Source organism: Granulicella sp. dw_53 (assembly GCF_018449545.1).
Classification (GTDB): Bacteria; Acidobacteriota; Terriglobia; order Terriglobales; family Acidobacteriaceae; genus Edaphobacter.
In genome coordinates this window covers 87397-114073 of sequence record NZ_JAAVUR010000006.1, presented here as the reverse complement: position 1 = coordinate 114073, position 26677 = coordinate 87397, and the positions used below count along the sequence as shown (strand labels likewise).

Annotated in this window: 27 protein-coding genes; 18 read left to right on the top strand and 9 right to left on the bottom strand. The window is 59.6% G+C overall.

Annotation, left to right across the window (positions count from 1 at the left end; genetic code table 11):
- Window positions 1-12 precede the first annotated feature (12 nt).
- Window positions 13-879, bottom strand: a complete 867-nt coding sequence (locus HB393_RS10975) for a HipA family kinase (protein ID WP_213805217.1) — start codon at window positions 877-879, stop codon at window positions 13-15.
- Window positions 880-1117: 238 nt separating this feature from the next.
- The gene (locus HB393_RS10970) at window positions 1118-1570 is read right to left on the bottom strand and encodes a hypothetical protein (RefSeq protein WP_213805216.1); all 453 of its coding nucleotides are present in this window, start codon (window positions 1568-1570) and stop codon (window positions 1118-1120) included.
- 44 nt (window positions 1571-1614) lie between these two features.
- On the opposite strand from HB393_RS10970, the gene HB393_RS10965 reads away from it, so the two are divergent.
- From HB393_RS10965 to HB393_RS10940, 6 genes are all read left to right on the top strand, one after another.
- Window positions 1615-1881, top strand: a complete 267-nt coding sequence (locus HB393_RS10965; RefSeq protein WP_213805215.1) for a hypothetical protein — start codon at window positions 1615-1617, stop codon at window positions 1879-1881.
- A 531-nt stretch (window positions 1882-2412) separates the two neighbouring features.
- Window positions 2413-4107 (top strand): hypothetical protein, encoded by a 1695-nt coding sequence (locus HB393_RS10960; RefSeq protein WP_213805214.1) that lies wholly within the window; start codon window positions 2413-2415, stop codon window positions 4105-4107.
- 419 nt (window positions 4108-4526) lie between these two features.
- Entirely contained in the window at window positions 4527-5285 is a 759-nt protein-coding gene (locus HB393_RS10955; RefSeq protein WP_213805213.1) for a hypothetical protein, read from the top strand.
- 670 nt (window positions 5286-5955) lie between these two features.
- The gene (locus HB393_RS10950) at window positions 5956-7146 is read left to right on the top strand and encodes an alpha/beta hydrolase family protein (protein ID WP_213805212.1); all 1191 of its coding nucleotides are present in this window, start codon (window positions 5956-5958) and stop codon (window positions 7144-7146) included.
- Between the two features lie 15 nt (window positions 7147-7161).
- Window positions 7162-8427 (top strand): serine hydroxymethyltransferase, encoded by a 1266-nt coding sequence (gene glyA, locus HB393_RS10945; protein ID WP_213805211.1) that lies wholly within the window; start codon window positions 7162-7164, stop codon window positions 8425-8427.
- A gap of 302 nt (window positions 8428-8729) precedes the next feature.
- Window positions 8730-9218, top strand: a complete 489-nt coding sequence (locus tag HB393_RS10940; RefSeq protein WP_213805210.1) for a DUF4126 family protein — start codon at window positions 8730-8732, stop codon at window positions 9216-9218.
- Window positions 9219-9319: 101 nt separating this feature from the next.
- Here the strand turns inward: HB393_RS10940 and dnaN are convergent, their stop codons facing one another.
- Complete coding sequence (dnaN, locus tag HB393_RS10935) at window positions 9320-10498, bottom strand: DNA polymerase III subunit beta (protein WP_213805426.1); 1179 nt, start codon at window positions 10496-10498, stop codon at window positions 9320-9322.
- Window positions 10499-11072: 574 nt separating this feature from the next.
- On the opposite strand from dnaN, the gene HB393_RS10930 reads away from it, so the two are divergent.
- Complete coding sequence (locus tag HB393_RS10930) at window positions 11073-11711, top strand: NAD(P)H-binding protein (protein WP_213805209.1); 639 nt, start codon at window positions 11073-11075, stop codon at window positions 11709-11711.
- Window positions 11712-11773: 62 nt separating this feature from the next.
- Here the strand turns inward: HB393_RS10930 and dnaA are convergent, their stop codons facing one another.
- A complete protein-coding gene (gene dnaA, locus HB393_RS10925; RefSeq protein ID WP_213805208.1) occupies window positions 11774-13216 on the bottom strand; it encodes a chromosomal replication initiator protein DnaA in 1443 nt (480 codons plus the stop codon).
- Between the two features lie 508 nt (window positions 13217-13724).
- Here dnaA and rpmH point away from each other — a divergent pair.
- The 5 genes from rpmH to HB393_RS10900 all read left to right on the top strand — a co-directional run bounded on the left by rpmH (window position 13725) and on the right by HB393_RS10900 (window position 17263).
- Window positions 13725-13880 (top strand): 50S ribosomal protein L34, encoded by a 156-nt coding sequence (gene rpmH, locus HB393_RS10920; RefSeq protein WP_213805207.1) that lies wholly within the window; start codon window positions 13725-13727, stop codon window positions 13878-13880.
- 106 nt (window positions 13881-13986) lie between these two features.
- Window positions 13987-14400, top strand: coding sequence for a ribonuclease P protein component (gene rnpA / locus HB393_RS10915; protein ID WP_213805206.1), 414 nt, complete (start codon window positions 13987-13989; stop codon window positions 14398-14400).
- Between the two features lie 6 nt (window positions 14401-14406).
- On the top strand, window positions 14407-14637 hold the full coding sequence (yidD, locus tag HB393_RS10910) for a membrane protein insertion efficiency factor YidD (RefSeq protein WP_213805205.1): 231 nt from the start codon (window positions 14407-14409) through the stop codon (window positions 14635-14637).
- A gap of 196 nt (window positions 14638-14833) precedes the next feature.
- Window positions 14834-16627, top strand: coding sequence for a membrane protein insertase YidC (gene yidC / locus HB393_RS10905; RefSeq protein WP_213805204.1), 1794 nt, complete (start codon window positions 14834-14836; stop codon window positions 16625-16627).
- Window positions 16628-16657: 30 nt separating this feature from the next.
- Window positions 16658-17263, top strand: a complete 606-nt coding sequence (locus tag HB393_RS10900) for a R3H domain-containing nucleic acid-binding protein (RefSeq protein ID WP_213805425.1) — start codon at window positions 16658-16660, stop codon at window positions 17261-17263.
- Window positions 17264-17603: 340 nt separating this feature from the next.
- On the opposite strand, the gene HB393_RS10895 is transcribed toward HB393_RS10900, so the two are convergent.
- From HB393_RS10895 to thrS, 4 genes are all read right to left on the bottom strand, one after another.
- On the bottom strand, window positions 17604-18137 hold the full coding sequence (locus tag HB393_RS10895; RefSeq protein WP_213805203.1) for a cell division protein: 534 nt from the start codon (window positions 18135-18137) through the stop codon (window positions 17604-17606).
- 231 nt (window positions 18138-18368) lie between these two features.
- Complete coding sequence (locus tag HB393_RS10890; protein ID WP_213805202.1) at window positions 18369-18848, bottom strand: SRPBCC family protein; 480 nt, start codon at window positions 18846-18848, stop codon at window positions 18369-18371.
- Between the two features lie 92 nt (window positions 18849-18940).
- The gene (locus HB393_RS10885) at window positions 18941-19297 is read right to left on the bottom strand and encodes a hypothetical protein (RefSeq protein WP_213805201.1); all 357 of its coding nucleotides are present in this window, start codon (window positions 19295-19297) and stop codon (window positions 18941-18943) included.
- A gap of 139 nt (window positions 19298-19436) precedes the next feature.
- Window positions 19437-21470 carry a threonine--tRNA ligase gene (gene thrS / locus HB393_RS10880; RefSeq protein ID WP_213805200.1) on the bottom strand — a complete coding sequence of 678 codons (2034 nt, stop codon included), beginning with the start codon at window positions 21468-21470 and terminating at the stop codon, window positions 19437-19439.
- 223 nt (window positions 21471-21693) lie between these two features.
- On the opposite strand from thrS, the gene HB393_RS10875 reads away from it, so the two are divergent.
- The 3 genes from HB393_RS10875 to HB393_RS10865 all read left to right on the top strand — a co-directional run bounded on the left by HB393_RS10875 (window position 21694) and on the right by HB393_RS10865 (window position 23105).
- Entirely contained in the window at window positions 21694-21993 is a 300-nt protein-coding gene (locus HB393_RS10875; RefSeq protein ID WP_213805199.1) for a hypothetical protein, read from the top strand.
- A gap of 200 nt (window positions 21994-22193) precedes the next feature.
- Window positions 22194-22463, top strand: a complete 270-nt coding sequence (locus HB393_RS10870; RefSeq protein ID WP_213805198.1) for a hypothetical protein — start codon at window positions 22194-22196, stop codon at window positions 22461-22463.
- Window positions 22464-22562: 99 nt separating this feature from the next.
- A complete protein-coding gene (locus tag HB393_RS10865; RefSeq protein WP_213805197.1) occupies window positions 22563-23105 on the top strand; it encodes a TspO/MBR family protein in 543 nt (180 codons plus the stop codon).
- 75 nt (window positions 23106-23180) lie between these two features.
- Here the strand turns inward: HB393_RS10865 and HB393_RS25175 are convergent, their stop codons facing one another.
- On the bottom strand, window positions 23181-23315 hold the full coding sequence (locus HB393_RS25175) for a hypothetical protein (RefSeq protein ID WP_255550985.1): 135 nt from the start codon (window positions 23313-23315) through the stop codon (window positions 23181-23183).
- A gap of 224 nt (window positions 23316-23539) precedes the next feature.
- Between HB393_RS25175 and HB393_RS10860 the strand changes: the two genes are divergently transcribed.
- Genes HB393_RS10860 through HB393_RS10850 form a run of 3 tightly spaced genes read left to right on the top strand, consistent with a single transcriptional unit; the run spans window position 23540 to window position 26677 of the window.
- Entirely contained in the window at window positions 23540-25051 is a 1512-nt protein-coding gene (locus HB393_RS10860) for a folylpolyglutamate synthase/dihydrofolate synthase family protein (RefSeq protein WP_213805196.1), read from the top strand.
- Window positions 25048-25863, top strand: a complete 816-nt coding sequence (locus HB393_RS10855; protein WP_213805195.1) for a lysophospholipid acyltransferase family protein — start codon at window positions 25048-25050, stop codon at window positions 25861-25863. Before HB393_RS10860 ends, HB393_RS10855 begins: the two co-directional genes overlap by 4 nt.
- A 34-nt stretch (window positions 25864-25897) precedes the next feature.
- On the top strand, window positions 25898-26677 hold the full coding sequence (locus HB393_RS10850) for a gamma-glutamyl-gamma-aminobutyrate hydrolase family protein (RefSeq protein ID WP_213805194.1): 780 nt from the start codon (window positions 25898-25900) through the stop codon (window positions 26675-26677).

Here is a 26677-nt window from a genome sequence, read left to right as displayed (position 1 = left end):
AAGCCCCTCACCCTACATTACAAATTTACCCGCCTCACCCAGCTTCGCAAACTCCTCTTGTACCCCCACCGTCTCCCTCCGCACCCACATCGGTAACGGCCTCCGGTCCGAGTCGCGAAACATCCCAATCAGCTCTCGCACCCGCTGCCGCCGCATCAACATCTGCTCCACCAGCCGCTCCAGCGTCGCCGTATCCCCGCCGTACCACTCCGGCGGAACCTCCTCGGCGATCTCCCACAGCGTCCCCGCCTCCATCGCCTCGATCCGGCTCAACCACGGCTCGAAGCTCTCCCACCCCGTCACTCCCGCGTACACCGTGTTCCGTTGGTACACCCCGCGCAGCAGACTATCCGGAAACGTCCACTCCCCGCCATTGAAGCAGTACCCCTGGTCGATAAAGCTGGCCCGATACCTCCGCTCCCGTGGCCTCCTCTCGAAGACCGCCTGCCGCCCATTGCAGTTCCCCGCCCACTTATCGAGACACAGCATCCCGGCGAACTCCCCCAGGTTGCGCACCTCCTGCAACTGCGGCTCCGGCAGATAGTCCACCACCTGCCCCGGCATCAACCCACCCACAAACCTGCTGCCGAACTGCAGCCCCGCCCGGTACCGCTCCCGCCCATTGCGTGGCAGCTCGACGTGCATCTCGGGCGAGTTCGCCACCAGCCACTCCGTCACCTCCACCACATCGCTCGCCGGCACCGTCAACCCCACCGCCGCCGCCAGCCGCGTCGCGATCAGCTCATTCGCCAGCACCCGCAGATGCTGCGGATTGTTCTGAAACTTCACCACCCAAAGATTCCCATCCGCCCCCAGCATCAACTGGCTCTGCGCCCCACCCCGCATCCGACGAATCGCCTGCACCGCCAAAACCGCCAAAACCAACCTCGCCTTAGCAGAATACGTGACGCCAAATTCCTCCCCGCCAAAACCGCGGGTGCCCCATCCTTTTTGCAGTCTCACCGCAAATAGGGTGGGGTATCGTGCGAAGCACGACCGCCTTCCTCACCCGACCCCAACCGTCCCGGGTGCCCCATCCTATCCGGCAGCCTCATCGTCGGATAGGGTGGGACGTACAACGCCAGCTCTTGGTTCTCCTCGCCCAACCAAACCAAACTTACCTCCGCCGCACCAACCACTCTGCCCGAACCGCCTGCGCGACCGCCATAGCCATCAGACAATCGTCATGTGCACCATTCGCCGCCCCTGTCCTTCCTCCCGCATGACTCACAAAGCTCCGGCACTCCGCCAGCAGCCTCTTGCTGGCGAAGATCCAGGGCGACTCCACCAGCAAAGCCCCAATCCGGCTTACCATCCCCGGCTTGTTCCCCGCCGTCGTCAACCACCCCGCCATACCACCCTGAGCCCACACTCGCGAGTACCGCTCCACCGCATCCAGATATGCCAGCACAGCAGCCCCATGATTGTTCCGTTCCACCGCAATCAAGCTCTCCCGCCCCATGCCATACTCGCGCCCCAGCTCCGCTGCCACCCGAGCCAGCTCCAGCACCGGAAGCCGCTGCTGCAGCTCCGCGCACTGCAACCCCGTCCTCAGCTCGATCACCTGCACTGCCGCGAAGTCGCATCCGCACCGACGCCCAGCAAGCCGCAGCCATGGAGCCTCTCCTCCAGCCCGGAGCGATCGTCGTCCTCGATCGCCACTACAACTCCCTCGCCCCCTACCGCGCCCACCAACCCAACCTCTACGCCGTCCGCTCCGGAGCCTCGCTCGTCATGCGCTTCATCGAGCTGGACGAAGGCAACCTCATCCTCCGTCCCTACTCCATGACCTTTCCCGTCCAGCTCCTTCCTCTCGCCGCGCAAGAGTCCCCCTCCGACTACATCGTCGGTCGCGTCTGCATGGTCTTCTCCGAGTTCTAGAAACTTCACCGTTGCTTCAACCACAACAACCCAGCTTCAGAGAAGCCGGACGGATACGTCTGCATTTTTTTTGTCTTACCTGAGTCCTTCTTAGGTCGCCATCTGAAGCGAAGAAAAAAACAACGCCAGAATTCTTCATAACTCCACGAAGGCTTGAAATTCCTAAGAAAAGACTTACTCGCAGTAGTTACATCAAGCCAACCCGAGTAACTCCCCCGCGACTTACATCTTGCAAAATATTGCAACTGAGCTACCAAAAACATAAGTCGTTTACCGTAAATGACGACTTATAGACAGTAAATTAACCTTCCTTGCCTTCAACGCCAAACGATATAGCTCATCACGAGATTGACAAGGACCTGTCTCTGTTGAACGGACGTCGTAACTACGTTGCTCTGGCGATCGCGACTTACAAAGTCGCCACATCGCGAGACACACTGGCTCCGATGCACCCCCTCAGCAACACTTACACGTCCCTTATCGATTTGCCCAGGTAGCTATGGGATCTAGATTAGAAAAGAGATCGTCGCGATGAAGAAGCTGGTCATGTTGTCCGTACTCTGTCTCTCCGCCTCAATCGCATTCGCCGAGGCACCCACAAACGCCTCCTCCGCTCCCACCAACGATGCAACCGAAACCGTAGCTACGCTGACTCCACCAGCCACCGACAGCTTCATGCAAGTCAAGGGACTAACCGGCGTAGACTCACCTCCTCAGAACGTAGACATCGGAGCCTGGGTCAACGCCGTCATCGCCACCCTCCCCACCGTGACGCAGAACGGACAGACCTGGAAGCGTGGTTCCGTCACCATCCCTTACTACAACGCGGCAGGGAACTACGACTTCAGCACCACCATCGTGCTCGACTCGCCCTACGTCAATCTGCACTGCGAACCCGGCGTCATCTTGACCTACACCGGCTCTGGAGACGCCATTCGCATTCGCCCCAGCGCGCTGGTCTCAGGGGCTGCGCAGACCCAGCCTAACCAAGGGCCCTCCGTCGACAACTGCTCCATCTACAGCACCTCGGCGACCGCCATCAGCGGCATCCACGCCGGCGACATCGCCAAGGTTCACCTCACCAACGTCGCAATCAACAACTTCAACGGCACACCCACCTCCTCCTCCTTCTGGTTCGACAACACCGCCGGCTTCACGGAAGGCCTGGCCCTCGTCGACATCACCTCCGGCAATAGCTCCATCGCCATGCGCTTCACCAACAGCGCCGGCACATCCTTCAGCAACAGCTTCGGATACACCTCCATCCGCGGCTTTCGCGCCGGCATCAGAACCAATCAAGTCGGCTTCTCCGTCGAAGACAACACCTTCCTCTACCACAGCTACATCGACGGAATTCTTGAGACCTCCGACGCCAGCGGCACAGTCATGTCCATCAGCGGCACCGGCAAAGTCGGCGGCAACCAAGGCGACGACGTACTGTTCATCCGCGCCGAGTGCGTGAACGGCTCCGGCTCCTGCACCGGCGCAACCCTGCTCAAGATGGGAGCCACCACCCAATTCACCGCCAACGGATTCATGAACGCACTCGGCGTCACCATGAAGACCAGCATCGCTACCGGCGCAATCTTCCACTGGCAAGGCACCACGCAGTTGAACAACACCGGCACCCGAACCGAATGGGCGCTCGACGGCAATCAACGCCTCGTCTGGGGCACCACCACCCGGGCACTCATCTCCCCCAGCAACCTCCGCGTCGACGGAAGCACCTACGTCTTAGGATGGTCGGTCAACCCCACCGCCAACGCCAACTTCCTTGGCATGTCTCCATGCGGAGGAGGAATCATGAAGCTGTGCATCGGCAACGGAACCTACGCGGACTCCTCCGCTCCTCTAAAAGCAGGGCAGATCGCAGCTACCCAATTCATCGGCAACTCCATCATCCCCACCCTCGCCCCAGGGCCCGGAGCAGGCACATTTCCCACCGGAGTCGCACTCACCCCCGGAAGCACCAACGTCTCCGGCACAGTGCTCTTCACAACCGGAGCAGCGCCCGCAGCCTCCTCCGCCACGATGTCGGTCCTCTTCGCAACTCCTTTGGCACAAGCCCCCAACGTCTGCATCCCCACCGCTCAAAATCAAGCAACCGCAACCGCACTGAACAACCTGATCATTACCTCGCCCGCCACCACCGGCTTCGTCATCTCCACCGGCCCAGTACCCCTGGCAGACTCCACCACCTACCAACTCGGATACGCCTGCTTCTAACGCAATCCTTAGGGCTGTCACTTCTCCTCGCTGTGGGTACCCGAATCTCCGGGGTGCCCGCAGCGCTTTGTTGTTGCCATTAATCTTGTCTTGTTCGTTTACACCGCCGTCCTGAGCGCAGCGAAGGCGAACGTATTTTTGTTTTCGCTCTGCCCTTACCGTCGATCTCGTCATTAGCTGTTGTTGTTGTCGCAGTGGCAGTTGTTTGTTGTTTGTTGTTTGTTGTTTGTTTTACGCCGTCATCCTGAACGCAGTGAAGGACCCCTGTATTTGTATTTCGCTCGAAGCGCCACACCACTACACGTTTTTGGAAATGCGAAAGCACCAACGGAAATACCACCGCGCCCGCCGTGTTAATTCATGACGAGAGAACTCATGAGGCCAAACACAACACGACAGACCGCACAGGGAAGTCAGCGATGACCACCGCTGCCATGCCTTCCATCCCCGCACCACACCCCATACGCCGAGCCAGTCCGCGCCAAGACCGCCTCTTCTTCGGAGGTATGGCGATCCTGCTCACCGCCTCCGTCGTGCTTGGATTCGCAAAGAGCTACTTCCTCGCCGGCACTATCCGCGCTCCTCTACCCAGCAAGATGATTCACATCCACGGAGCCATCTTCTCGCTATGGTTCGTCCTGCTCATGGTCCAGACCTTCCTCATCCCGGCAGGACGCCTGCGTTGGCACCAGCGCTTCGGTCTCTATAGCTACTATGTGGCCGTGCTCGTAGTTGTCTTCGGCATCCTCGCCGCAACCGACTCCCTCCGCCGCGGCGGCAGAATCGGCTCCAACGATCCCAACGTCTCCTTCGCCATCTCCTTGATGGACATGGTCTCCTTCTCGATCCTCATCGTGGCCTCCTACCTGGCCCGCCGCCGCCCCGAATCGCACAAGCGCCTGGTCCTCTTCGCCACGCTGAGCATCATGGACGCCGCACTCGACCGCTGGCCCTACGAGGCAGTCGGCTTAACCTTCGCAGCCCATAGCTGGGCCTACCTGGCCTTCCTCTTACTGCCCGTAACCTACGACCTCATCTCCCTCCGCCGAATCCACCGCTCCACCCTCTGGGCCGCCCCCCTCATCTACGCCCTCAACCAACTAAGAATCCCCATCGGCCGAACTCCCCTCTGGACAGCCCTCTCAAACGTCATAGCCGGCCAACACCAACTCCCATAGCCCATAACGTCCGGCCTCACAATCTCGTAACCCACGAAGCAGCACAATCCGGGGCAGCACAATCCGGGTGCCCCACCCTTTTTGCAGTCTCATCGCAAATAGGGTGGGGTATCGGGCAAACCGGGGTCCCCGACGAGCGTTTTTTGCTCGTTGGGGTGGAAAGCCCGACCGCACTCCTATCCCAACCTCCAAAGCCCAACCGTCCTCCTCACCCAGCCCCAACCGCCCGGGTGCCCCATCCTTCGCGCCTTTGTCTCTAGCGAAGGGTGGGATGTAAACCCCAACCCAGCCAAGTACCCACCTTCGACAGTCTCCTCATCGCTAAGCCGAGCACCCAACAAAATCTGTCAACCCCCCACCAACAACTTACACCTCCTCCAAAACCAGCAAACCCAAAAGAAACAGACACATACGAACCAAAAATATCCCCTAACCAAATGGCACTTTAGTTAACCTCAAACCAATAAAATAGATCTTAGAAACAGAAAAATAACAATCAAAGCATCGAAAGGCTAACCCCTTTTCCTGCACATATTTGGCCACAACCCGATTGTTTAGAGGAATTTAGCAAGGGTCCAGCCCCGCAACCCGCTGCTAACAAACCGCTTACACGCGGCATAGGGGGGGTGGGGGTAGCCCCGGCCAAATAGACCCTTGGTAAACTGGGGAGATGCTCTCCAAGCTCTACGCGAAGTGGATGTTCTCCTGGGAGACCGCGCTCACCACCCGGGACACCAACCGCATCGTCCGCCCCCTCGAATGGGGCTTCGACTGGCTCAGCGACTTCAGCCACGACGGTCCAGACGACCTTCAGACAATGGTCGAACTCAACCGCCAGATCGTCGCCTGCTCCGACGACTTCTTCGGCTATAAGACGCCGACGGACTTCCGCCTGGAGATGCGCCACCCGCAGCTCTTTCCCACCAACGTCCGGCCCGAGACCCTCGCCCAGGACGCTGAGCTGAAGCTCCAGGCCGCCATCGGCGAGCTCGAAGAGGCCGAGTTCCTCCGCTTCACCTCGCCTGTCGCCACTCCCTACCCGGAGAACGACGTCGTCAACGCCCGCTGGTACCCCGCTCCGGCGGAGAAACAAGCAGGCAAGCCGAAGCAGGCCATCATCGTCATGCCGCAGTGGAACGCAGACGCCTTCAGCCACAACGCGCTCTGCACGCTCTTCAACCGCTTCGGCATCTCCGCCCTGCGCCTATCGAAGCCTTACCACGACATTCGTCGCCCAGCCGAGCTGGAGCGCTCCGACTACGCGGTCAGCTCCAACATCGGCCGCACCACCGCAGCCTGTCGCCAGGCGGTCGTCGACATCCGCAGTTGCCTCGACTGGCTCGAATCGCAAGGCTACGAGCAGTTCGGCATCCTCGGCACCAGCCTGGGAAGCTGCTACGCCTTCATCGCCGCGGCTCACGACGCCCGCCTCAAGGTCTGCGCCTTCAACCACGCCTCGACCTGGTTCGGCGACGTCGTCTGGACCGGCCAAAGCACGCGCCACGTCCGCGCCGCCTTCGAGCAGGCAGGCCTCAACCGCGACCAGATCCGCGAGGTCTTCACCGGCATCAGCCCCATGTCCTACATGGAACGATTTGCCGCGAACCCGAAGCGGGTCCTGGTCGTCCACGCGACCTACGACCTGACCTTCCTGCGCGAGTTCTCCCTCGACGTCCTCGCCAACTTCGATCGTCACAAAGTCGACTACGTCTCCAAGGTCCTGCCTTGCGGCCACTACACCACCGGCGAAACGCCCTACAAATATATGGACGGCTGGTACCTTGGATCGTTCGTCTACGAATCCTTCAAGCGCCTCGCCCAGCAAGCCGTTGGCAAGGCCCCAGTTGCATCCACAGCCTGAGGATAAAATAAGCAAATGCCTATTGACCTGAATGCGACTCTAGCCGCCTCCGATCCCGAAACTGCCGCCCAGATTACCAACGAAATCGCACGCCAGCACGAAGGCCTGGAGATGATCGCCTCCGAGAACTTCGTCAGCCGCGCCGTCCTCGAGGCAGCCGGAACCGTATTCACCAACAAGTACGCCGAAGGCTACCCCGGCAAGCGCTACTACGGCGGATGCGAGTTCGCCGACGTCATCGAGACCCTCGCCCGCGACCGCGCCAAGCGCATCTTCGGAGCCGAACACGTCAACGTCCAGCCGCACTCCGGCTCGCAGGCCAACGCCGCGGCTTACATGGCGCTGCTGACGCCCGGCGATTGCATCCTCGGCCTAGACCTCGCCCACGGCGGTCACCTGACCCACGGCCATAAGCTCAACTTCTCCGGCAAGCTCTACCGCGTCGTCGGCTATCAGGTCCGCAAGGACACCGAGACCATCGACTACGACGAGCTGGAAGCGACCGCCGTCCGCGAGAAGCCGAAGATGATCATCGGCGGCGGCAGCGCCTATCCGCGCCAGTTCGACTTCGAGCGCATGCGCGCCATCGCCGACAAGGTCGGAGCCTACTTTCTGGTCGACATGGCCCACTTCGCCGGCCTGGTAGCCGGTGGAGTGCATCCTTCGCCAGTCCCGCACGCGCACGTAGTCACGACCACCACGCACAAGACACTGCGCGGACCACGCAGCGGAATGATCCTCTCCCGCCAGGAGTTCGCCGCCGGAATCGACCGCAGCGTATTTCCCGGCCAGCAGGGCGGTCCCTTGATGCACATCGTCGCAGCCAAGGCAGTCGCCTTCAAAGAGGCTCTGGAACCCGAGTTCGCCACATATGCCGCACAGGTAGTTACAAATGCCAAGGTGCTCGCGGAGGCGCTTGCCGCGAAGGGCTATCGCATCATCTCCGGCGGCACCGATACGCACCTGATGCTTGTGGACGTCTTCGAGAAGGGAATTCTCGGATCCGAAGCCGAGCATGCTCTTGGCTCCGCTGGCATTACCGTGAACAAGAATGCGATTCCTTACGACCAGAACCCTCCGATGAAGCCCAGCGGAATCCGGATCGGAACGCCTGCATTGACGACGCGGGGAATGAAAGAGCCAGAGATGAAGCTGGTCGCCGGATGGATCGCTCAGGCACTCGAGAATCACACCAATACAGGAAAGCTGGAGCAGATTCGGCATGAAGTAGCGGAGCTGGCCGAGCGCTTTCCGCTATACGAGTTTCTTCGCCAGGGCTGATGCGGTATCCGTCCGGAAGCGCGACTTCCGGACGGTAATTTCCTGTAGTTAGCATGGAAACGAACTTCGGAGATTCTCCAATTGAGGTCGTCTCCATGTAAGGTGGGTGGGGAAGGATCGGCTATGAATCTCAGCCTTTCCTGGACTTCCATCGGGCTATCATGACACCACGGATACCGCAGAGAAGGACAATTCCGTCAAAATGGTGAGGATTTTGAGCTGTCGTACTTGACGGTCTGGCTATTCGGAGATGCAATAGCAAGTCTCCGGTTCCAACCGAACTCGAGCGTGGAGAAGAGCAGATGACGATGGCAGTATTGACATGGCTTATCGCGATTCCGCTTTTAGGCGTGGTAACAGGACTCCGCACGTTTACATCGATCATGGTGTTGTGTTGGTTCGCCTACCGAGGCGATCTCCCGGTGGATGGAACATGGACTGCGTGGACGGGACATCTCGTTACGGCGGTGATCTTCTCTGTGCTGGCCGTGGGTGAGTATATCGGTGACAAGCTGCCGCGAGCCCAGAACCGCACGGCTCCCGCACCTTTGGTGGCGCGGGTGGTGGTCGGAGGCTTGATCGGCGCAATCGCCGCGACCTCGCTGGACGGATCCCTCTTCGAAGGCATCTTTTTAGGCGCGGCGGGCGCATTGATGGGAGCGTTCGCAGGCTACCTGATACGCCGGGACCTAGTGGAGAAGCTGGGTTGCAAGGACTGGCACGTAGCGGTAGCAGAAGACATCTTCGCGGTCGTATGCGCCGTCCTGGCAATGGGCGTTGTAACGGGATAGACGGCATTACGGACCGTTCAGTAGATAACGCTACAAAGCACATCGAAGCGGATGAAGTTTAGCAACCAGACTACGTTGCTAAACCTCATTCTGAGGTCCACTCAGATGCGCATGGGCATAAGGATGTAGCGGTACTTTACGTCCTCGTTGGCGTCTTCCGGACGCATCTGGCCGGCAGACTGGGCGTCTTTGAACTCCAGCCGCACCTCGCCTGTATTGCCGATCGCCTTCAGGAAGTCGATCAGGTACTGGCTGTTGAAGCCGACTACTAGCGGGTCGTAGTTGTACGGTGTCTCAATGGTGTCCTCAGACTCGCCCGCATCGGTCGATGAGGAAGAGAGCTTCAACTCGTTTTGCTCCAGCCGGATCTTGATCGCGCCCGAACGCTCGTCCGCGAACTGCGCGACACGCTGGATGCAGCCCATCAGATCCTCGCTGCGGACGATAACGAACTTAGTGTTGTCGCGTGGCAGGACGGCCTCGTAGTTGGGGAACTGGCCGGTTAGCTTGCGACTGGTCAATACCCTTCCACCGATCTTGAAGAACAGCGTCTGGTCGTCGTCGGCAAACTCCAGGGTCTCGGAGTCTGTATTGCTCAGCAGGCCGGAGAGCTCGCTCAACGCCTTGCGAGGGATCAAGGTCTTCTTCTCGCCCGAGACGCCTTCCAGGGTCTCACCCAGCTTCTCGATGTGCGCCAGGCGATGTCCGTCGGTCGCGACCATGGCCATGCTCTCGGCCTTCAGCACCAGCAAGGCGCCGTTCAGCGTATAGCGGGACTCCTCGTTGGAGATGGCGAAGATGGTCTTCGAGACCATGTTCTTGAGCGACGGCACGGAGATCTTGAAGGCGCCGGAGGCAGGGAACTCGGCGACCTGCGGAAAGTTGGCCCGCGCCATTCCAACCATCTTGGTGTTCGAGCGGCCCGCGCGAATCTGCACCCAGTGGTTGTCCATCAGCTTGATGGAGATGTCGCCCTCGGGCAGCAGCTTGATGTAGTCATACAGCTTGCGCGCCGGAATCGTGCACGCGCCGGGCTTCTTGACCTTGGCCGCGCAGCTCGTCTTGAGGCTCTGGTCCAGATCGGTCGCCGTGATGGTCAGCTTGTCGTCAGCGGCCTCGAAGAGGAAGTTCGACAGAATCGGGATCGTGGTCTTGCGTTCCACGACCGACTGAGCCGCCGTCAGCTCCCGCAGCAGCTCTGCGCGCGAGACGGTGATCTCAAGGTTTCCGGTTGGTGCCGCGGTCGTCTCGGGCTCTTGAGTAGCGCTGGTGGTCGCAATCGTCACTGTCGTCTCTCCGTTTGGGGGTTGCTGAAGGGTAGCTGGCCAAACTGTACACCGAATCGAGCCGATTCTGCACGTTGACGCTCTACTGCTTGTTCGATTCTAGGGGGAAGCGGTCTGCAGCGCGATAGTTTTCTTTGTGGAAAGCAAGGGTGCTTGTGTGTGACGCACGTAGGGTCTCCGGACAGGCAAAAATGGAAACGAGCCGCGTACTGCTTCTAAGAAACTAGATTTAAAAGAACTAAAATACTAGTAGTAGTACTCGTTGTCGCTTGAAAAGTGGATTTCTCTCCTATCTCATAGCAAATATTTAGGTTAGTACGCTATCCAGATTTAGAAAAACGAGCCGCGCAGAACGCAAGCAGAGGAAGACTGGCCGCGCTTCTCGAACGAACGATCCAGTTCTCCGAGTTCTTCACAATGCGTTCCGCGCCTTTCTGAGAAGACCAGGTGCGGAACGTGTATATCGAGTTGAAGTGCCACAAAAGGAATGTGTTTAGCGCGTCCACTTTTTTCACACAGTTGTCGAAACCCGGAGGATAATCGGGAGGTATTTCCGAGGCCCATTTTCATGAACGTCTCCATCTTCGGGGCCACCGGAGCGACTGGCAAGTTGTTAACCGAGCGCTGTCTGAGCGCCGGGTACACGGTCAGAATTCTCGCCCGGGATCCCCGCAGCTTCTCCCTTGCAGGCTATGTTGAAGCCATTACTGGCGACGCCCGTGATCTAACCGCAGTAAGACAGACGATTCGCGGAAGCGATCTGGTTCTCAGCGCCCTGGGTGCAAAGTCCTGGAAGCGGGAAGATCTGCTGGAGACTGCGGTTCCACTCATCATCACTGCGATGCAGGAGCAGAAGGTCCGCCGCATCATCGTCGTTGGCTCCGCCGGCGCGGTATCCACGTCTCTGGACAAGCAGCCCGCTTACCGCCGCTGGATCGCCGAGAACATCCTGTACAAGACCGCGCTGAAGTGGCCTGTAACGTCGCAGCGCGCCCAGTACAAGGCGCTCTCGGCCAGCAACCTGGACTGGACCATGGTGATGCCTCCCATGCTTCGCGATAGCGCCCCCCGCCGCAGCTACCGGATCGACGGCGAGGCGCTCCCACGCAACGGCGTAGGTATCTCTCGCGCGGAGTTGGCCGATTTTATGATGCTTCAGGTCAACGGCGCGGAGTGGGTGCGCCGGGGAGTTTATATCTCCTGGTAAGAAACAAAAACTCCTGCCGGTCAGGCAGGAGTTTGTTCGAAACAGGCTTCTTCTTACGGAATTTAGCTCAAAGTCTCCATGAGCTTGTTGAGTGTGCGGTTGAGATCTTTATCCGCTCGACGCTGTTCGTCGATCTTCGAGATGGAGTGCATGACGGTCGTGTGATGCTTGCCCCCGAACTGGCGTCCGATCTCAGGAAGCGAGGCTTCGGTGAGCTGCTTGGCGAGATACATCGCGATCTGACGAGGCACCACGATCTGGCGGGAGTTGTTCTTCTGCTTGAGTTCGGCGACCCGCATGCCAAACTGCTCGGCTACGGTCCGCTGGATGGTCTCGATGGTGATCTTGCGTACTTGCGTGTCGATGAACTGCTTGAGGCACTGTTGTGTGACCGCGAGCGTGATCTCGACCCCGTGCATGCTGCACCAGGCGATGAGCCGCACCAGAGCGCCTTCGAGCTCACGTACGTTGGTGCGTACGTTGGAGGCGATGAAGAGCGCAACATCGGTAGGGAGCTGCGTCTGTTCGGACTCCGCCTTCTTCTGGAGGATGGCGACCTTGGTCTCCAGATCGGGCGGTTGGATGTCGGCGATGAGTCCCCACTCAAAGCGCGAGCGCAGGCGATCCTCGAAGTCGGCGAGCTCTTTGGGAGGCCGGTCGGAGGCAATGACGATCTGCTTCATGCTCTCGTGGAGCGCGTTGAAGGTGTGAAAGAACTCCTCCTGGGTGCGCTCCTTGCCTGCGAGAAACTGAATGTCGTCGATGAGCAGAACGTCCACGTTGCGGAACTTATCGCGGAAGCTGGTCATCTTGTCATAACGGACCGAGTTGATCATCTCGTTCGTAAACTTCTCGCCCGAGACGTAGCAGATGGAGGCGTGGGGCTGACGGCGTTTCACATCGTGGCCGATCGCGTGCATCAGATGGGTCTTGCCCATTCCGACTCCGCCATAGAGGAAGAGAGGGTTGTAGGCCTTGGACGGACGCTCAGCGACGGCCTGCGCGGCGGCCATGGCGAACTGGTTTCCGCTGCCGATGACGAAGGCGTCGAACATGTACTTCGGGTTGAGCTGCGATGCGGCGCTCCAGTCGAAGCGGGATTGCTCCGGCATCGGGCCTTGAATCGACTGGCTGCTGAGACTGGGACGGCTAAGCTTCGAGCTGGGGTTTGGGGCGTTGGGACTGTGGCTTGGAAGCGGGGCAAATCCACCGTCTTCGCGGAGCTTTGGAGTGGTTGGATCCTGTTGCGGCGTGGTGAAGGTGACGGTTTCGATATCGAGGCCGAGGTTGTCGATGGCCTCCTGGATGAGGTCTGCGTAACGATCGCCTACATGCTGGAAGTCTGCAGAGGGAATACGCACGTAGAGCGTCTTCCCCGCAAGGTGCGAGAACCGCGTTGGCTTCAACCAGGTTTCATATGATTGCCGGTTGATCTTTTTTTCAAGAGCAGCGAGGATACGCACCCAATAATTCAATACGGCCGTTGCCGTCGGAACGAATGACATTCTTTAGTTTCCTTGTCTTTTTTCCCTGTCCCAACCCAAACTGTGTGCACTTTGTAAAACCCGCGGCGAAAGGAGCGCGGTGAAAAGCAATGGACATCCTTCCCCGCCATCAGGCGAGTGAAGATGATGCTGTGTTGCCAGAGGTCCCTCCGCCGGGGCTGAACCATTTCAGCGGCTTTGCGGAGAGGAGTTTGTTCAATATGCGGCAGAGTGCGGAGCAGCTGGACCTGCAGAAAAACGTCTTACTAAACGGGTTCGATAGTAGCACGGAAAACCAACCCCTTTTCAAGCTATCAGACCATAAAAAAGAAGTTGCACCATTCCCGGTGAAAGCCAAAAACATCGGTTGGATGCCCAACATTCGGCAACCCGCAGCCGGGTGGATTCTTTGCCGGAAGCGCAAACCTCGCGTATACTCAGAGATTGTTGCAACAGCCCAAAGATTGATCCGCGTAGATCGCCATTTTCCTAGGCCTCGCGATCAGCAAAAGTTCAGGAGTTCAGTGACATGCCGAAGCGTACCTTTCAACCCAACCGCCGCCACCGTGCGAAGACCCATGGGTTTCTTACCCGCATGAAGACCAAGTCCGGCGCCGCCGTACTGAGCCGCCGCCGCGCGAAGGGCCGTCACAAGATCGCCGTCAGCGCAGGCTTCCGCGACTAGTTCGCCGCATTGCGTTAGTTTCACTCTGATCTAACAAGGGCGACCGGATTTCCTCAGCCGGTCGCCTTGTTGTGTTTGCCTTTGCAAATGGTCGTCGATCTGCCCTATGTCTCCCACCTCCAATTCGGCTCTGCGACTGCGCAAGCATGCTGACTACCAGCGGGTCTACACCTCCAGCCGTAAGCAGTTTGCGAAGCAGATGAGCTTTTTCTACTCGTTGCGGCCTGCCGAAGGTCCGGATGGAAAGGCACAGCGGTGCGATACGACTGGGCCGCGGATTGGGCTGACGGTCGGCAAGGTGATGGGGAAGGCCGTGGACCGCAATCGCATCAAGCGCCGCATGCGCGAGTGCATACGTCGCAACGCAGGGCTGATTACCGCGCCGGTCGATGTGATCCTCCATCCGCGGCGTCTGGTGATCGAGCTGGAGTTTGCCAAGCTCGAACGCGAGGTCGCTCAGGTCTTTCGGGGAATCCAGGCAGCGATCGCGAAGGACGCATCGCGGCCGGAGAGCCGGTAACCCGCGATGAAGGATGCTCTGCTGCGGTTCGCCTTCGGATTCTACGGCCGGATCGTCTCGCCGATCCTGCATAGCTTTGGGCGATCGCGCTGTATCTATCTGCCGACTTGCTCGGAGTATGCGTTTGTGGCGATGCAGCGCTTTGGCGTGCTGCGCGGCGGCGCGATGGCGCTGCGGCGGCTGGGACGCTGCCATCCGCTGGCCGAAGGAGGCTTCGATCCGGTTCCGGAGCGCTGAGGCGCTCCTTGATACCTTTGCGAAGCATTCGCCGCGCTTGCAGCGCACTTTTCACAGAGCGCATTTATCATGGAAGTGACGCTACTTCGTCGAACTGGCGGTACTTCGTCCGCTTCAACGTGGTTGTCTCCTCGGAGCCGACCAGCGTCTTTAGTTGTGAAACGATCTCAATCGGCATCTAGATAGGAAGTCTCTCTTGGCAGAGTTTAAGAACCCCGGTCAACAAGGCGGGCAGGATAATAAGTCGCTTCTGGTCATGGCTCTGGTCATGATCACGGTCTTCTTCGGTCTTCAGTTCTACCGTTCGAAGAAGAATCCGCAGACGGCGTTGCCCAGCTCTACCCAGAGTGCTCCGGCCTCCACCACCAATCAGGCATCCGCGCCGCCGCCGAGCGCGGCTCCCGCGGCTGGGGCTGCTGTCGCCTCGCAAGCGGTTCCGGTCGTCAAGGGTACGGCGGAGTCGACCACGGTGGTCGAGAACGAGCTGTACCGCATCGAGTTCTCCAACCGCGGAGCGCAGGTAGTGAACTGGCAGCTCAAGCGGTTCACCGACAGCGACGGCAAGCCCTTGAACCTGGTTCATACGCAGGCAGCGCAGCAGTTGGGCTATCCACTTTCGCTCTATACGTACGACGCCACGCTGACGACCGCACTTCGCCAGGCGCTGTATGTTCCGTCGGCGACGGGTTCGCTGGCAGCTCCTGCTTCGCTGACGTTTACCTTCTCGGACGGCGCTACGCAGGTGACCAAGACGTTCTCCTTCGATGAGACCTACGTGCTGAAGGTCGACGTTCAGGTCACGCGCAATGGCGCTCCGGTGCGGGCGCTGCTGAGCTGGCCGGGCGGATTCGGTGACCAGAACAATGCGGAGGCCTACAACGGCGCTCAGATCGACCTGATGCGTGACGCCAAGGTGGATCATCTGGCGTTCAAGAAAGTCGCGGGCGGCGATACGCTGAACGGACCGATCGACTGGGCCGGCGCGAGCGATCCCTACTTTGCGGCGGTGTTTCTACCTGAGTCGCCGAACTCGGCGACGGTGGTGACGCTGCACAACGAGCTTGACGTCGCGAAGACGATACGCCGGACCGGTCTGGGCTCCGGATCGCCTGCCAAAGGCTCCGTGATGGTGCCGATTCTGGGAACGGCGCTGGGCGACGTCAGCGGACATACGGTGACGCGTATCTATGCCGGACCGAAGGCTGTGAGCGTGTTGAAGGCAATTCACGCCACCAATACCGATGTCACGCTGGAGCCGCTGGTGGAGTTCGGCTTCTTCGGCTACATCGGAAAGTACCTGTTCCTTGCGCTGCAGTTCATCCATGCGCACATCGCTCCGAACTGGGGCTGGTCGATCGTGATTCTGACGGTGCTGATCAACCTGCTGATTCTTCCGCTGCGGGTGAAGACCATGCAGAGCGGGTTGAAGATGCAGCGGATTCAGCCGCAGATGGATGCCATCAAAGAGAAGTACAAGAAGTACAAGGTGACCGATCCGAAGCGCAACGAGATGAACGCCGAGATCGTGAAGCTGCAGAAGGACAATGGCGTGAACATGTTCGGAGGCTGTATTCCGACGCTGATTCAGCTTCCTCTGCTATTCGCGTTCTTCGGAATGCTGCCGAAGGTAGTCGAACTTCGCCATGCGCACTGGTTCTGGCTGCCTGATCTTACGGCCGCGGATCCTTACCATATCCTTCCGATCGTCATGGTGATCAGCCAGTTCCTGGTGCAGTTCTATACGCCTTCACCGGGCGTCGATCCGCAGCAGCAGAAGATGATGGCGTTCATGATGCCAGCGTTCTCGGGCTACATGACCTGGAACTATGCCTCTGGACTGGCGCTTTACTGGTCGGTAGGAAACCTGATCGGCATCATCCAACAAGCGGTGATGAACCGCACGAGCCTGGGCCGCGAGATGCGTGAGATAGCGGCGAAACGCGCGCGGCGCAAGGCTGGAACGCCACCGACCTTGCAGGGACGAAGATAAAACGAGCTGATTGGTAATATCAATCTCGTGATGAATATATCGGCCACGGAAAAAGAGACGGTCAGCGGTGTGCTCCAGACGATCATCGGTTGCGCGGGGTTTCAGCTTAGTTTCACTGTCTCGGGGGACGTGGTTTCCGAGGGTTCAGATGGTTCCGGGGAGGATGGAGCTGCCGTTCCATCCGTCGCTAAGGACCGGATCTACGTCGAGTTTTCCGGAGCCGATACTCCGCTACTGACTGCCCGCAACGGGGAGCTGCTTCACGCGCTGGAGCATATCGCGGCGAAGGCGCTGCAGTTGGAGCCTGAGGATCACGACCGCATCTCCTTCGATGCCGACTCTTACAAGGCGAATCGCGACCGAGCGGTGAGCAGGGCCGCGGAGGAGGCGATCGAGGTGGTGCGGCGTACTGGCCGACCGTACTCGTTTCCGCCGATGACCTCGCGGGAGCGCCGGTTGCTGCATCTTGCGCTCAGCGGTTCGGGGCTTCCGACGGCTTCCAGCGGCGAGATTCCGCGCCGGTTCGTGGTTCTCTACCCGGAGGGGCATGATGTGAACACCACGCCAACTGCTCCTGCTCCGGTGCCGGTTCCTGACCGCGCTCATGCTATTCGCAACTCTTTCCGGCGGCGGTAGGGAGTCGAGGTCCCTGCGGTCTGATACTGAAGCCCCAGGTGTGTGGCTTCCCTGGTGGACCCCCTCCCCCCCTGTTTTGCGCAAAATCCTGATTTGGAGAGGCTTCGCTTTGGACTTCCGGACCGGTTTGGAAAGAACGTGGTGCTCTCTCCGCGCTGAGCGGAGCAGGAACTGATTTGATCTCTACTTCTATTTTAACGAGTGGGACATAACTAAAGTGCCACATGGAAGTCAATGATTTGCAAGTGGTTAGGCTGCTTTGGGGCTTGACAAGGGATTTTGCCGGGGATTTTTAGTGGCGTGGCTGTAAAGCCTGACTGGAGTTGGTTTAGGCGCGCCGCTAGTCGGCGTAGGCTGGTTTCGCTTTTTCCGCGAACGGCGGTGTGATGGCCTGATAGACGCGGCGATCGATCTCGGGTTGACCGTCGAGGTATCGGTGCCACTCTTCGGACTCCGCGACGCTCTTGATCATGGCGTTTCTCTGCTTGAGGAGACGGACCAGTCTTTTTCGGATGAAGAATCGAAAGGCGAGGCGCGCGGTGAAGCCTTTGGGGAGGGTGAACTCGATCTCGTCGCGGATGCGGGTGCCGTCGTTCATGGGGGCGAAGTGATGGTCGTGCTGGTAGGTCTGAAACCAACCCGCGGTAAGGACTTCGCGAAAGTAGATAAAGGGACGCCATGCGGAGACGAGGCTCTCGCTGGTTTTACCGCGGCCCTGCCATGTGATGCGGGAGCCGGGACCGATCAGCCCTTCGGTTACTCCGGCGATGGCTGCTTCGCCGGTCGCTGCCTTGTGGAGGTCGACGCTGAGGGAGAGTTGGAAGCATCGCTCTACGGGCGCATCCACCAGTGTCATCGAACGGATCTTTCCCATAGGCCCTGCTTCTACCTCGATACCGCTGATCTCACTAAGAGAGATTCTCTTTATGACCGGCTCGTACTGGCTCGATCGAAGATGTTGTTGATACGTTCAACAAGTTTAGATGCAAGAGGTTGCTCTTTGCCTCCGGTTCAGCCAGGCACATGGATTGGACGTGCCAAAAGCGGAAGTGCATCTATGAAAAAAGAGCTGCAGGTAAAAAGAAGAGACGCAGTTGTGCCGTATCTATTGCAGCGGCTCGGGTAGGTACTGCCTCCACTCTTCGCTCTCCGCGACCTGTTTGAGGGTTTGCAGACGGCGACGCAGGAGTTGGGTGATGTAGGGGACCATGATGTGTTTTGCTACCTGAGCCCCGGCCCACCCCAGAGGAAGCGAGAACTGGATGGTGTCGTGCAGGCGGGTTTGTCCGGCGACCTGTATGAAGGTGTGATCGTGCTGGAAGTGTTGGAAGCTGCCGCGGCCCATGGTGTCCTGAAAGTGGTTGGGGCGATCGTAGGCGGTGATGAGAGTCTGGTGTCTGTGCGGAAGACCGAACTTCCAGCCGTGCCAGAGGAGCTGGTCGTTGGGTTGGATGAGGCCGCTGAGCCTGCCGGAGAGAGGGCGCATCCGCAAGGTCTTCGCGACGAGGTCGATGCTGGTGGAGAGAAGAAAACAGCGATCCAGCGGCGCGTCGACGAGGGTGGAGTCGCTGATGGTATAGAGCAAGGGCGCCCGCCGTTCTTAACCGCCGCGCCTGATGGCGGACGATGATCTTCCCATCGCGAGGTCTATGGATGTGGATCTGTGAGTCTAGATGGCTATAAGGGCGGGGAGGTTTCCTGCTGGGCCTTTTCGTGGCAGGAGCGGCAGAGCAGTTGGGTGTTGGCCTCGGTGTAGCCTTCTATGGCGAGGAGGCGATGCAGCTCCGCGCCCTTTACGGGCAGGGGCGTGGCGCACTGGAAGCAGAGGCCGCGCTGAAACTTTCGCTTGAGCTCTTTGAGCTTGCGGCGTTGCGTGGGGGTTCCGCGCTCGTCGAACTCCAGGCGCTTAAGGATGTATCGCCTGAGCTGGAAGCGAAGGTCCGGGTCTTCGCCGGCGATTTGGTTGAGCTGCGTTCGTACCTGCTCGAGGATCTGAATCGCTTTGGCACGATCATCGTCACTCAGAGCAGGCATGATGTCTCCTGGGGCTGTTGGCTTGCGTGGAGCTGGCAGGTTTGTGTAAAGAAAAACGCTGTTTTCTTTACACAACAGAATTTGTGGTCAAGTTTCTTTACACAAACCTGCCGCTTCCACAGGAAGCCATTCCTATTCTTTAGAGCTCGACCGGGTTAAGTCCAACTGCTTTGGAGGCCTGTAGTCCGGTGGCGCGGGCGATGAACTCTTCCACGGTTACGCTGCCCTCGTCGCCCTTGCCGCGGGTGCGTACGCTGACGGCGTCGCCTGCGGCTTCTTTATCGCCCATGATGAGGACGAAGGGGACCTTCTGCAAGGTGAACTCGCGGATCTTGGCGTTCATCTTCTCGTTGCGGGCGTCTAGCTCGACGCGGAGGCCTGCGTCTTCGAGTCTGGCCTTTACCTTCTCGGCGTACTCGAGGTGCTTCTCGGAGATGGGAACCAAGCCGACCTGTACGGGCGCGAGCCAGAGAGGGAACGCGCCGGCGTAGTGCTCGATGAGCACGCCGAAGAAGCGCTCCACCGAGCCGAAGAGGGCGCGGTGGACCATGACGGGCTGATGGAGTTCGCCGTCTTCGCCCTTGTATTCGAGCTCGAAGCGCTTGGGCAGGTTGAAGTCGAACTGCACGGTGGAGAGCTGCCACATGCGGCCGAGGACGTCGACGAGCTTGATGTCGATCTTGGGGCCGTAGAAGGCGGCTTCGCCGGGGATGGTCTTGTAGGGGATGCTCTTGCGGTCGAGCGCGTTCTTGAGGCCGCTGATGGCGAGGTCCCAGTCGGCGGCGCTGCCGGTGTAGCTCTTCGGGTCGTTGGGGTCCCAGGTGGAGAGCTCGACCTTGAACTCTTCGAAGCCGAAGGTCTCGAGGACGCTCTGGGCGAACTCGACGCAGGCTACGACCTCATCCTCGATCTGCGAGGGAGTGCAGAAGATGTGGGCGTCGTCCTGGGTGAAGCCGCGGACGCGCAGCAGGCCGTGCATGGTGCCGGAGCGCTCGTAGCGGTAGACGTTGCCGAGCTCTGCGTAGCGGACGGGCAGGTCGCGGTAGCTGCGCGGGGAGTTCTTGTAGATGAGGATGTGGCCGGGGCAGTTCATGGGCTTGAGGCGGTACTCTGCGTCGTCGAGCTCCATGGGCGGGTACATGTTCTGCGAGTAGAAGCCCTCGTGGCCGGAGATCTTCCAGAGGTCGCGGCGCATGATGTGCGGGGTGTAGACCATATTGTAACCACGACGGATACACTCCTCGCGCATCCAATCTTCCATGGTCTTGCGGATGAGGCCGCCCTTGGGGTGCCAGAAGATGAGGCCGGAGCCGGCGACCTCCTGGATGGAGAAGAGGTCGAGCTGCTTGCCGAGGACGCGGTGGTCGCGGGCCTTGATCTCTTCGAGACGCTTGAAGTGGGCGTCGAGGTCCTTGGTGTTGAAGAAGGCGGTGCCGTAGATGCGCTGGAGTTGCTGGTTGTTCTCGTCTCCGAGCCAGTAGGCTCCGGCGACGGAGGTGATCTTGAAGGCCTTGACCCAGTTGGTGGAGGGGACGTGCGGGCCGCGGCAGAAGTCGACGAAGTTGCCGTTGCGGTAGACGGAGATGTCGTCGCCGGGCTGTGTGAACTTCTCGATGAAGTAGACCTTCATGAACTCGCCCTGGGCGGAGTAGTCGGTGAGGCCCTTGTCGCGTGATTCTTCGACGCGCACAAACTTCTCGTTTCGCGCGACGACCTCGGCCATGCGGGCTTCGATGGCGGCGAGGTCTTCGTCGCTGAAGGGTGTCTCGCGGTAGACGTCGTAGAAGAAGCCGGAGTCGGTGGCGGGGCCGTGGCCGAGCTTGGTCTCGGGGAAGAGCTCCAGGATGGCGGTGGCCATGACGTGGGCGGCGGAGTGGCGAACGACGCGCAAGGCGGCTTCGTCGTTCTCCTTGAGGAGCTCGAGGGAGACGTCTTCGGTGAGGGGAGAGGAGAGGTCGACCAGGCGCTCTCCGGCATGTGCGGCTCCGTACATAGCAGCCTCGGAGGCGACCTCTTCCGTGCCAGTAGTCTCAGGATTCGCATTCAGCGGGCGCACCCGGGCTACGACGACCGCTGCGGCGAGCCGGGGGGAGATGCTCGTTGCAACGTCGTGTGGTGTTGTACCGCGCGGAACCTCGCGCACTGAACCGTCGGGAAGCTGAATCCTAATCAAGTGTTAACTCCTATCGTGATCTACAAGCATATTTCCTTTGGCAACGACGCACCAACTGCGTGCCACCTTCGTGGCAGCCTGGTACCACGGATGGGCGTTGGAGGCAGCTTGGTAGCGGCCCATAATGGGAGGGACAACGAGTTAAAGTATTGAAAAATTTACGAGTCTAGATTTACGAGTCCAGCGATGGAACATAAGGACCACGAAATATAAGGAGCAGTCTATGGCTATGCAGGTCTTACTTCGGAAGTCGGATGAACGGGAAGATATTAAGTGCGGTGTCTGCGGGCAGGGCTTTCGGCTGTATTGGGAGCGCACCTCGCTGGAGGAGCAGGTGATCATGCGGGAGGCTGTGCTGGAGGCGCTGAGCAAGCAGCATGGGAGCGATTTCACCTCTGAGGTGCATCCTACGGCTCCGTTTACGGTTCCGGAGTGGTCGGGTTCTCCGCAGTTCTCGGGTGCCGCGATGCTTGGCGGGCTCTCGGGTTTTCACCGGATCGCGGATCCAAAATTAGATTCATAGGGGCTTGATTCGTAACGTATGATCTAAGTTCACTTAGTGCGTACCCGCAGGATTTGTTCCGGGGTAAGCACAATATTTTTGCAGCATTCACAGCCTTATCCTTCGCGGTGCTTACCCTTGGGGAAGCAGAAGCAGCGTGCCATGCCACTCCGGCATCTACCTAGAGACGCAAATCATGCGCTTAACGGAAGGAGATACCAATGCAAGTTGTGTGCCAACCCTCCCAAAGTTCGTCCGACGTCCGCTGTCCCGTATGCGGAGAAGGCTTTCTTCTTTATTGGGAGCGCACTAGCCGGACCGAGCGGCACGAGACCCTCGGGAAGATCCAGCAGGCTCTCAGTGACCACCACAAGACCGAAGCCGAGGGGAAAGCACACCCGGTAGCGGCGTTCAATATTCCCAGTTGGAGCGGACTTGCCCGGTTTTCGGGCGCTGCCCTGCTCGGCGGACTTCCCGATATAGCGCGCTAAAGTTTTGCAGAACCGGGGTGAGGCGGAAAATGTCTCCCCCGGGCTCTGGAGTTTGCTGCACAATGGATGCTTCTGACGACTCAACTCAGGAGCATCGCGGTGCAAACTCGTCCTTCCCCGTCTCATGGCGGTCGTCCAATCCTCGCCCTTGCAGCCTTCCTGATTCTTTGCTTTGCGGTCGCCGCGGTGGGCGCGGCTTCGGCGGCGCACTCGATCCCTACGTGGTATGCGGGGCTGGTCAAGCCGCAGTTCAATCCTCCGAACTGGATCTTCGCTCCGGTCTGGACGATTCTCTATACGGTGATGGCGATTGCGGCGTGGCTGGTGTGGCGGACTCCGCGGCGAGCGGGGCGCAGGGGCTCGCTGCAATCGATTGAGGATACGCAGGGCTCGGCCCGGCTGGATGCGCTGGTGGTCTTCGGCATTCAGCTTTTCTTCAATTTTCTGTGGACGCCGATCTTCTTTCACTATCACCGGCTGCTGGTGGCGGTGGTGGTGATTCTGGCGCTGTGGATCGCGATTGTGGCGACGATGGTGCTGTTCTGGCGGGTACGTCCCCTGGCAGGGGCGCTGATGCTTCCGTATCTGGGGTGGGTATCGTTCGCGATCGCTCTGAACCTGGCGCTGCTACGCCGGAACTAGAGGCTTTGGGCATTGGGGCAGAAAAATAGGACCGCGCCAGCCCGGCAACGGTCCATTGGTGAGTTGCAAAGAAAACTACGCCGTTTCGTGGAGGGTCGAAGTAGCACGTCCAGCAGGCACGTTCGCCTTCAGCCAGGCATTAGCGCGCCAGCGCCCGAAGAACGGAGCTACCAGAATCATGGAAAAAGCAATTGCCATTGCTACATGCATATTAATCTCCTCTTTCCGTTGCGGCCTGATGGCTTGCAATTCGGAAGCACCACGTTGAAGTACACCTTAGGCCCGATGTCTCCATCGGCGATGTATTCAATATCTCCTGCTTTGAAATGCGCCGCTATCCCACTTCCGTCTGAGGCATAGCACCTTTTGGTCAGAGCGGGGCCCCTTGGTGGTACAGCCTCCCGACGGAATGCTGCATCGCCTAAAATGTGGGTATGTCTTTGTCTTACGCAGTAGCTGTTGACCATTTGAACGCCCGCGGGCTGGAGTTGGCGCCTCCTCCTCAGTCTTCACCGGATGCCCCTCCCCGACCCCGTCCCAAGTTCGATCTCGACCATATGCGCGTTCTGGCTGCGGCCCTGGGTGATCCTCAGCGCAGCTTTCCATCGGTGTTGATTGCCGGAACTAACGGCAAGGGCTCCACTTGCGCTACGCTGGCGAGCATTCTGGCTGCGGCGGGCTATCGTACGGCGCTGTATACCTCACCGCATCTGGCAAGGATCAATGAGCGGATCCAGATCAGCTCCGCGGTCGATCCCACGGAGTATGCCTCAGCGGACGTTCCGGCGAGTGCAGGCCCCGGGGAGATGCACACCATCCCGGATGAGGACTTTGCGCGGCTGTACTTTCAGGTGGATCATGCTGGACGGGAGCTGGTGGAAGCAGGCAAGCTCCCCCAGGAGCCCAGCTACTTCGAGACGGTGACTGCACTGGCCTTCTGCTACTTCGCGGAGAGCAAGGTGGATATTGCGGTTCTGGAGGTTGGGCTGGGCGGGCGTTTGGACGCTACCAATATCGTCGATCCGCTGCTCTCGATCATTACGGATATCGCTCTCGACCATATGGACTTCCTGGGAACGACCATTGCGGAGATTACTCGGGAGAAGGCCGGTATCCTGCGGCCCAATGGCACGCTCATCACGCTGCCGCAGCATCCGGAGGCGAACCAGGCTATTGGAGAGGTGGCTGCCACGCTCAACCTGCGGGCCATCAGCGCCGCGGATCTTACTCCGCCGACTCCCCAGCATGTTTTCGCTGGTAGTGGAGGCGAGGGCGGGGCTTCGTTGCCTGCGAACCGCTATACCTTGTCGGTCGATCATCAGCCCTTGCGGGTCGATTCGCCGCTGCCGGGACAGCATCAGCAACGCAATATCGCGTTGGCGATCGCGGCGGCGCTTGAGTTACGTAACGGTTCTGGTGACAAATCAAACGGTTCAGGTAACAAGCATAGTTACAATATAAGCAACGCCGCGATTGAAGCGGGGATTCGCAATACTCGCTGGCCGGGTAGGCTGGAGCTGATTGCTGGTACGCCTGAGATTCTGCTGGATGTGGCTCATAATCCGGCGGGCGCTTGGACGCTGCGGGCGGCGATCGCGCAACTGCCGGAGGAGCGGCCACGCACTCTGATCTTTAGCTGTCTTCGCGACAAATCGCTGACGGAGATGGCGCGGATTCTGCTGCCGCTCTTCGATTCCTCTTCGGACGGCTCTCCGTCGCGGCCGCAGGATCATGTGATCTTCGCTCCGATCGATAGTCCGCGCGCCTCGTCGGTGGAGGACCTGATGGCTGCTGCCCATGCTCTGGGTATTCCTGCGCATGCTGCGCCGCATGTGGCGGCCGCGCTCGCCCAGGCCCGGCAGGTGACTCCACCAGATGGTCTAATCATTGCTACCGGCTCCGTGTATCTGATTGGTGAACTCCGCGAGCTGGCTCTCCAGACATGACCCTTAGCCCAAATCCCGCAGAGGTGGACGAGGTAAGGCAGGAAGAGGCGCCAAGAGGTAAGCGTCGCCGGAAGAAGCCGGCGATTCGCTGGCTTACCTACTTCCTGCTGCTTCCTCTCGTCTCCCTGGCCACCATTGCGTTTGGTTGTGTGTCGCTGGTGTGTGGCCTGTGGGATCGGTCGGGACGCCAACAGCATGCGATTGCTCACGTCTGGGCGAAGGTTCTCGTGATGCTGAGTCTCTCGCGGGTTGAGCTGATTGGGAGAGAGAAGCTGCATCTGCATGAGGTGGCGGTCTACGCCTCCAACCATCTGAGCTACTACGACACGCCGGTGCTGTTTGCGACGTTGCCGTTCCAGTTCCGGATTATGGCGAAGCAATCGCTTTGGAAGATTCCTTTCATTGGCTGGTATCTTCACCGTTCGGGCCAGGTGGCGGTGGATCAGTCGAGCTCCCGGTCTGCTGTTACCAGCCTTAGCCGCGGGGTTGCAGCCCTGAAGGCGGGTCTGCCGCTGGTGATCTTCCCAGAGGGTGGACGGGCCGCCGATGGACAGACGCAGGCCTTTCTCTCTGGATGCGCATTTATGGCGATCAAGGCGGGAGTTCCGCTGGTTCCTCTCACCTTGGTTGGGACCTATGAGTTGCTGCCCATCCATACGCTCTACCTGAACCCTTGTCCGTTGAAGATTGTGGTGGGAGATCCGATCTCCACGGCTGGCATGACGACGCGGGACGCCGATGCGCTGACTCAGAGGCTGTTTGAGACCATTCGGGAGACGTACAGAGAGCATCACGACGGTTCCGCTCGATAGTCTTGCCGCGCTCAGGCCGTATCATAGAGTGTCTATGAAGCCACGAATCGCCATTCCCGTTCCCCACTCCACCGATCTTGAGTACAGCGAACGCTCCTGGCCGCAGTATGCGGCGGCGGTCGAACACGCTGGGGGCGAAGCCGTGAAGATACCCCTGGGCCTTGCGCAGGATACGATCGCGAACCTCATCAATACCTGCCAGGGAGTTCTGCTGCCCGGTAGCGGAGCGGATGTGAATCCGCAGAAGTTTGGCCAGGAACCGATTGAGGAGTGCGCTCCGGCGGACGCCTCGCGCGAAGCGGTGGATGAACTTTTGCTGCAGGACGCCCATAATCTCTACAAACCTCTGCTGGGTATCTGCTTTGGGGTGCAGTCCTTGAACGTCTGGCGCGGTGGCACGCTGGTGCAGCACCTCAGTATCCTGCCGGTGAATCATCCTGCGGGAAAGGCTGTCGCTGTGGCGCATTCGGTGGCGATTGCGCCGGATTCGCTGCTTGGCTCGATCGTCGATCGGCAGGAGGCTCCGGATCGGGATGGTTTTCTCCGGCTTCCGGTCAACTCCAGCCATCACCAGGCGATCGCCATTTCCGGAGACGGCCTTCGTGTCTCGGCTCGTTGTCCGCAGGATGCCGTGATTGAGGCAGTGGAGGGTGGACAGGCCTCGGAAGGGGCGACTGCACACTTCGTCCTCGGGGTGCAGTGGCACCCGGAGCGTAGCTACGATATCAGCCCTACCTCTGCGGCGATCTTCCAGCGCCTGATTGCCGAGGCTGCCGTCTGGGTCCCCCGGCCGATTCATACCTCCGTGGCCTGA

Excerpts from the sequence above, each read along its gene's own strand:
- HB393_RS10965 (WP_213805215.1), top strand. The coding sequence starts at position 1,615 with ATGGAGCCTCTCCTCCAGCCCGGAGCGATCGTCGTCCTCGATCGCCAC.
- HB393_RS10960 (WP_213805214.1), top strand. The coding sequence starts at position 2,413 with ATGAAGAAGCTGGTCATGTTGTCCGTACTCTGTCTCTCCGCCTCAATC.
- HB393_RS10955 (WP_213805213.1), top strand. The coding sequence starts at position 4,527 with ATGACCACCGCTGCCATGCCTTCCATCCCCGCACCACACCCCATACGC.
- HB393_RS10950 (WP_213805212.1), top strand. The coding sequence starts at position 5,956 with ATGCTCTCCAAGCTCTACGCGAAGTGGATGTTCTCCTGGGAGACCGCG.
- glyA (WP_213805211.1), top strand. The coding sequence starts at position 7,162 with ATGCCTATTGACCTGAATGCGACTCTAGCCGCCTCCGATCCCGAAACT.
- HB393_RS10940 (WP_213805210.1), top strand. The coding sequence starts at position 8,730 with ATGACGATGGCAGTATTGACATGGCTTATCGCGATTCCGCTTTTAGGC.
- HB393_RS10930 (WP_213805209.1), top strand. The coding sequence starts at position 11,073 with ATGAACGTCTCCATCTTCGGGGCCACCGGAGCGACTGGCAAGTTGTTA.
- dnaA (WP_213805208.1), bottom strand. The coding sequence starts at position 13,216 with ATGTCATTCGTTCCGACGGCAACGGCCGTATTGAATTATTGGGTGCGT.
- rpmH (WP_213805207.1), top strand. The coding sequence starts at position 13,725 with ATGCCGAAGCGTACCTTTCAACCCAACCGCCGCCACCGTGCGAAGACC.
- rnpA (WP_213805206.1), top strand. The coding sequence starts at position 13,987 with ATGTCTCCCACCTCCAATTCGGCTCTGCGACTGCGCAAGCATGCTGAC.
- yidD (WP_213805205.1), top strand. The coding sequence starts at position 14,407 with ATGAAGGATGCTCTGCTGCGGTTCGCCTTCGGATTCTACGGCCGGATC.
- HB393_RS10900 (WP_213805425.1), top strand. The coding sequence starts at position 16,658 with ATGAATATATCGGCCACGGAAAAAGAGACGGTCAGCGGTGTGCTCCAG.
- HB393_RS10895 (WP_213805203.1), bottom strand. The coding sequence starts at position 18,137 with ATGGGAAAGATCCGTTCGATGACACTGGTGGATGCGCCCGTAGAGCGA.
- HB393_RS10885 (WP_213805201.1), bottom strand. The coding sequence starts at position 19,297 with ATGCCTGCTCTGAGTGACGATGATCGTGCCAAAGCGATTCAGATCCTC.
- HB393_RS10875 (WP_213805199.1), top strand. The coding sequence starts at position 21,694 with ATGGCTATGCAGGTCTTACTTCGGAAGTCGGATGAACGGGAAGATATT.
- HB393_RS10870 (WP_213805198.1), top strand. The coding sequence starts at position 22,194 with ATGCAAGTTGTGTGCCAACCCTCCCAAAGTTCGTCCGACGTCCGCTGT.
- HB393_RS25175 (WP_255550985.1), bottom strand. The coding sequence starts at position 23,315 with ATGCATGTAGCAATGGCAATTGCTTTTTCCATGATTCTGGTAGCTCCG.
- HB393_RS10860 (WP_213805196.1), top strand. The coding sequence starts at position 23,540 with ATGTCTTTGTCTTACGCAGTAGCTGTTGACCATTTGAACGCCCGCGGG.
- HB393_RS10855 (WP_213805195.1), top strand. The coding sequence starts at position 25,048 with ATGACCCTTAGCCCAAATCCCGCAGAGGTGGACGAGGTAAGGCAGGAA.
- HB393_RS10850 (WP_213805194.1), top strand. The coding sequence starts at position 25,898 with ATGAAGCCACGAATCGCCATTCCCGTTCCCCACTCCACCGATCTTGAG.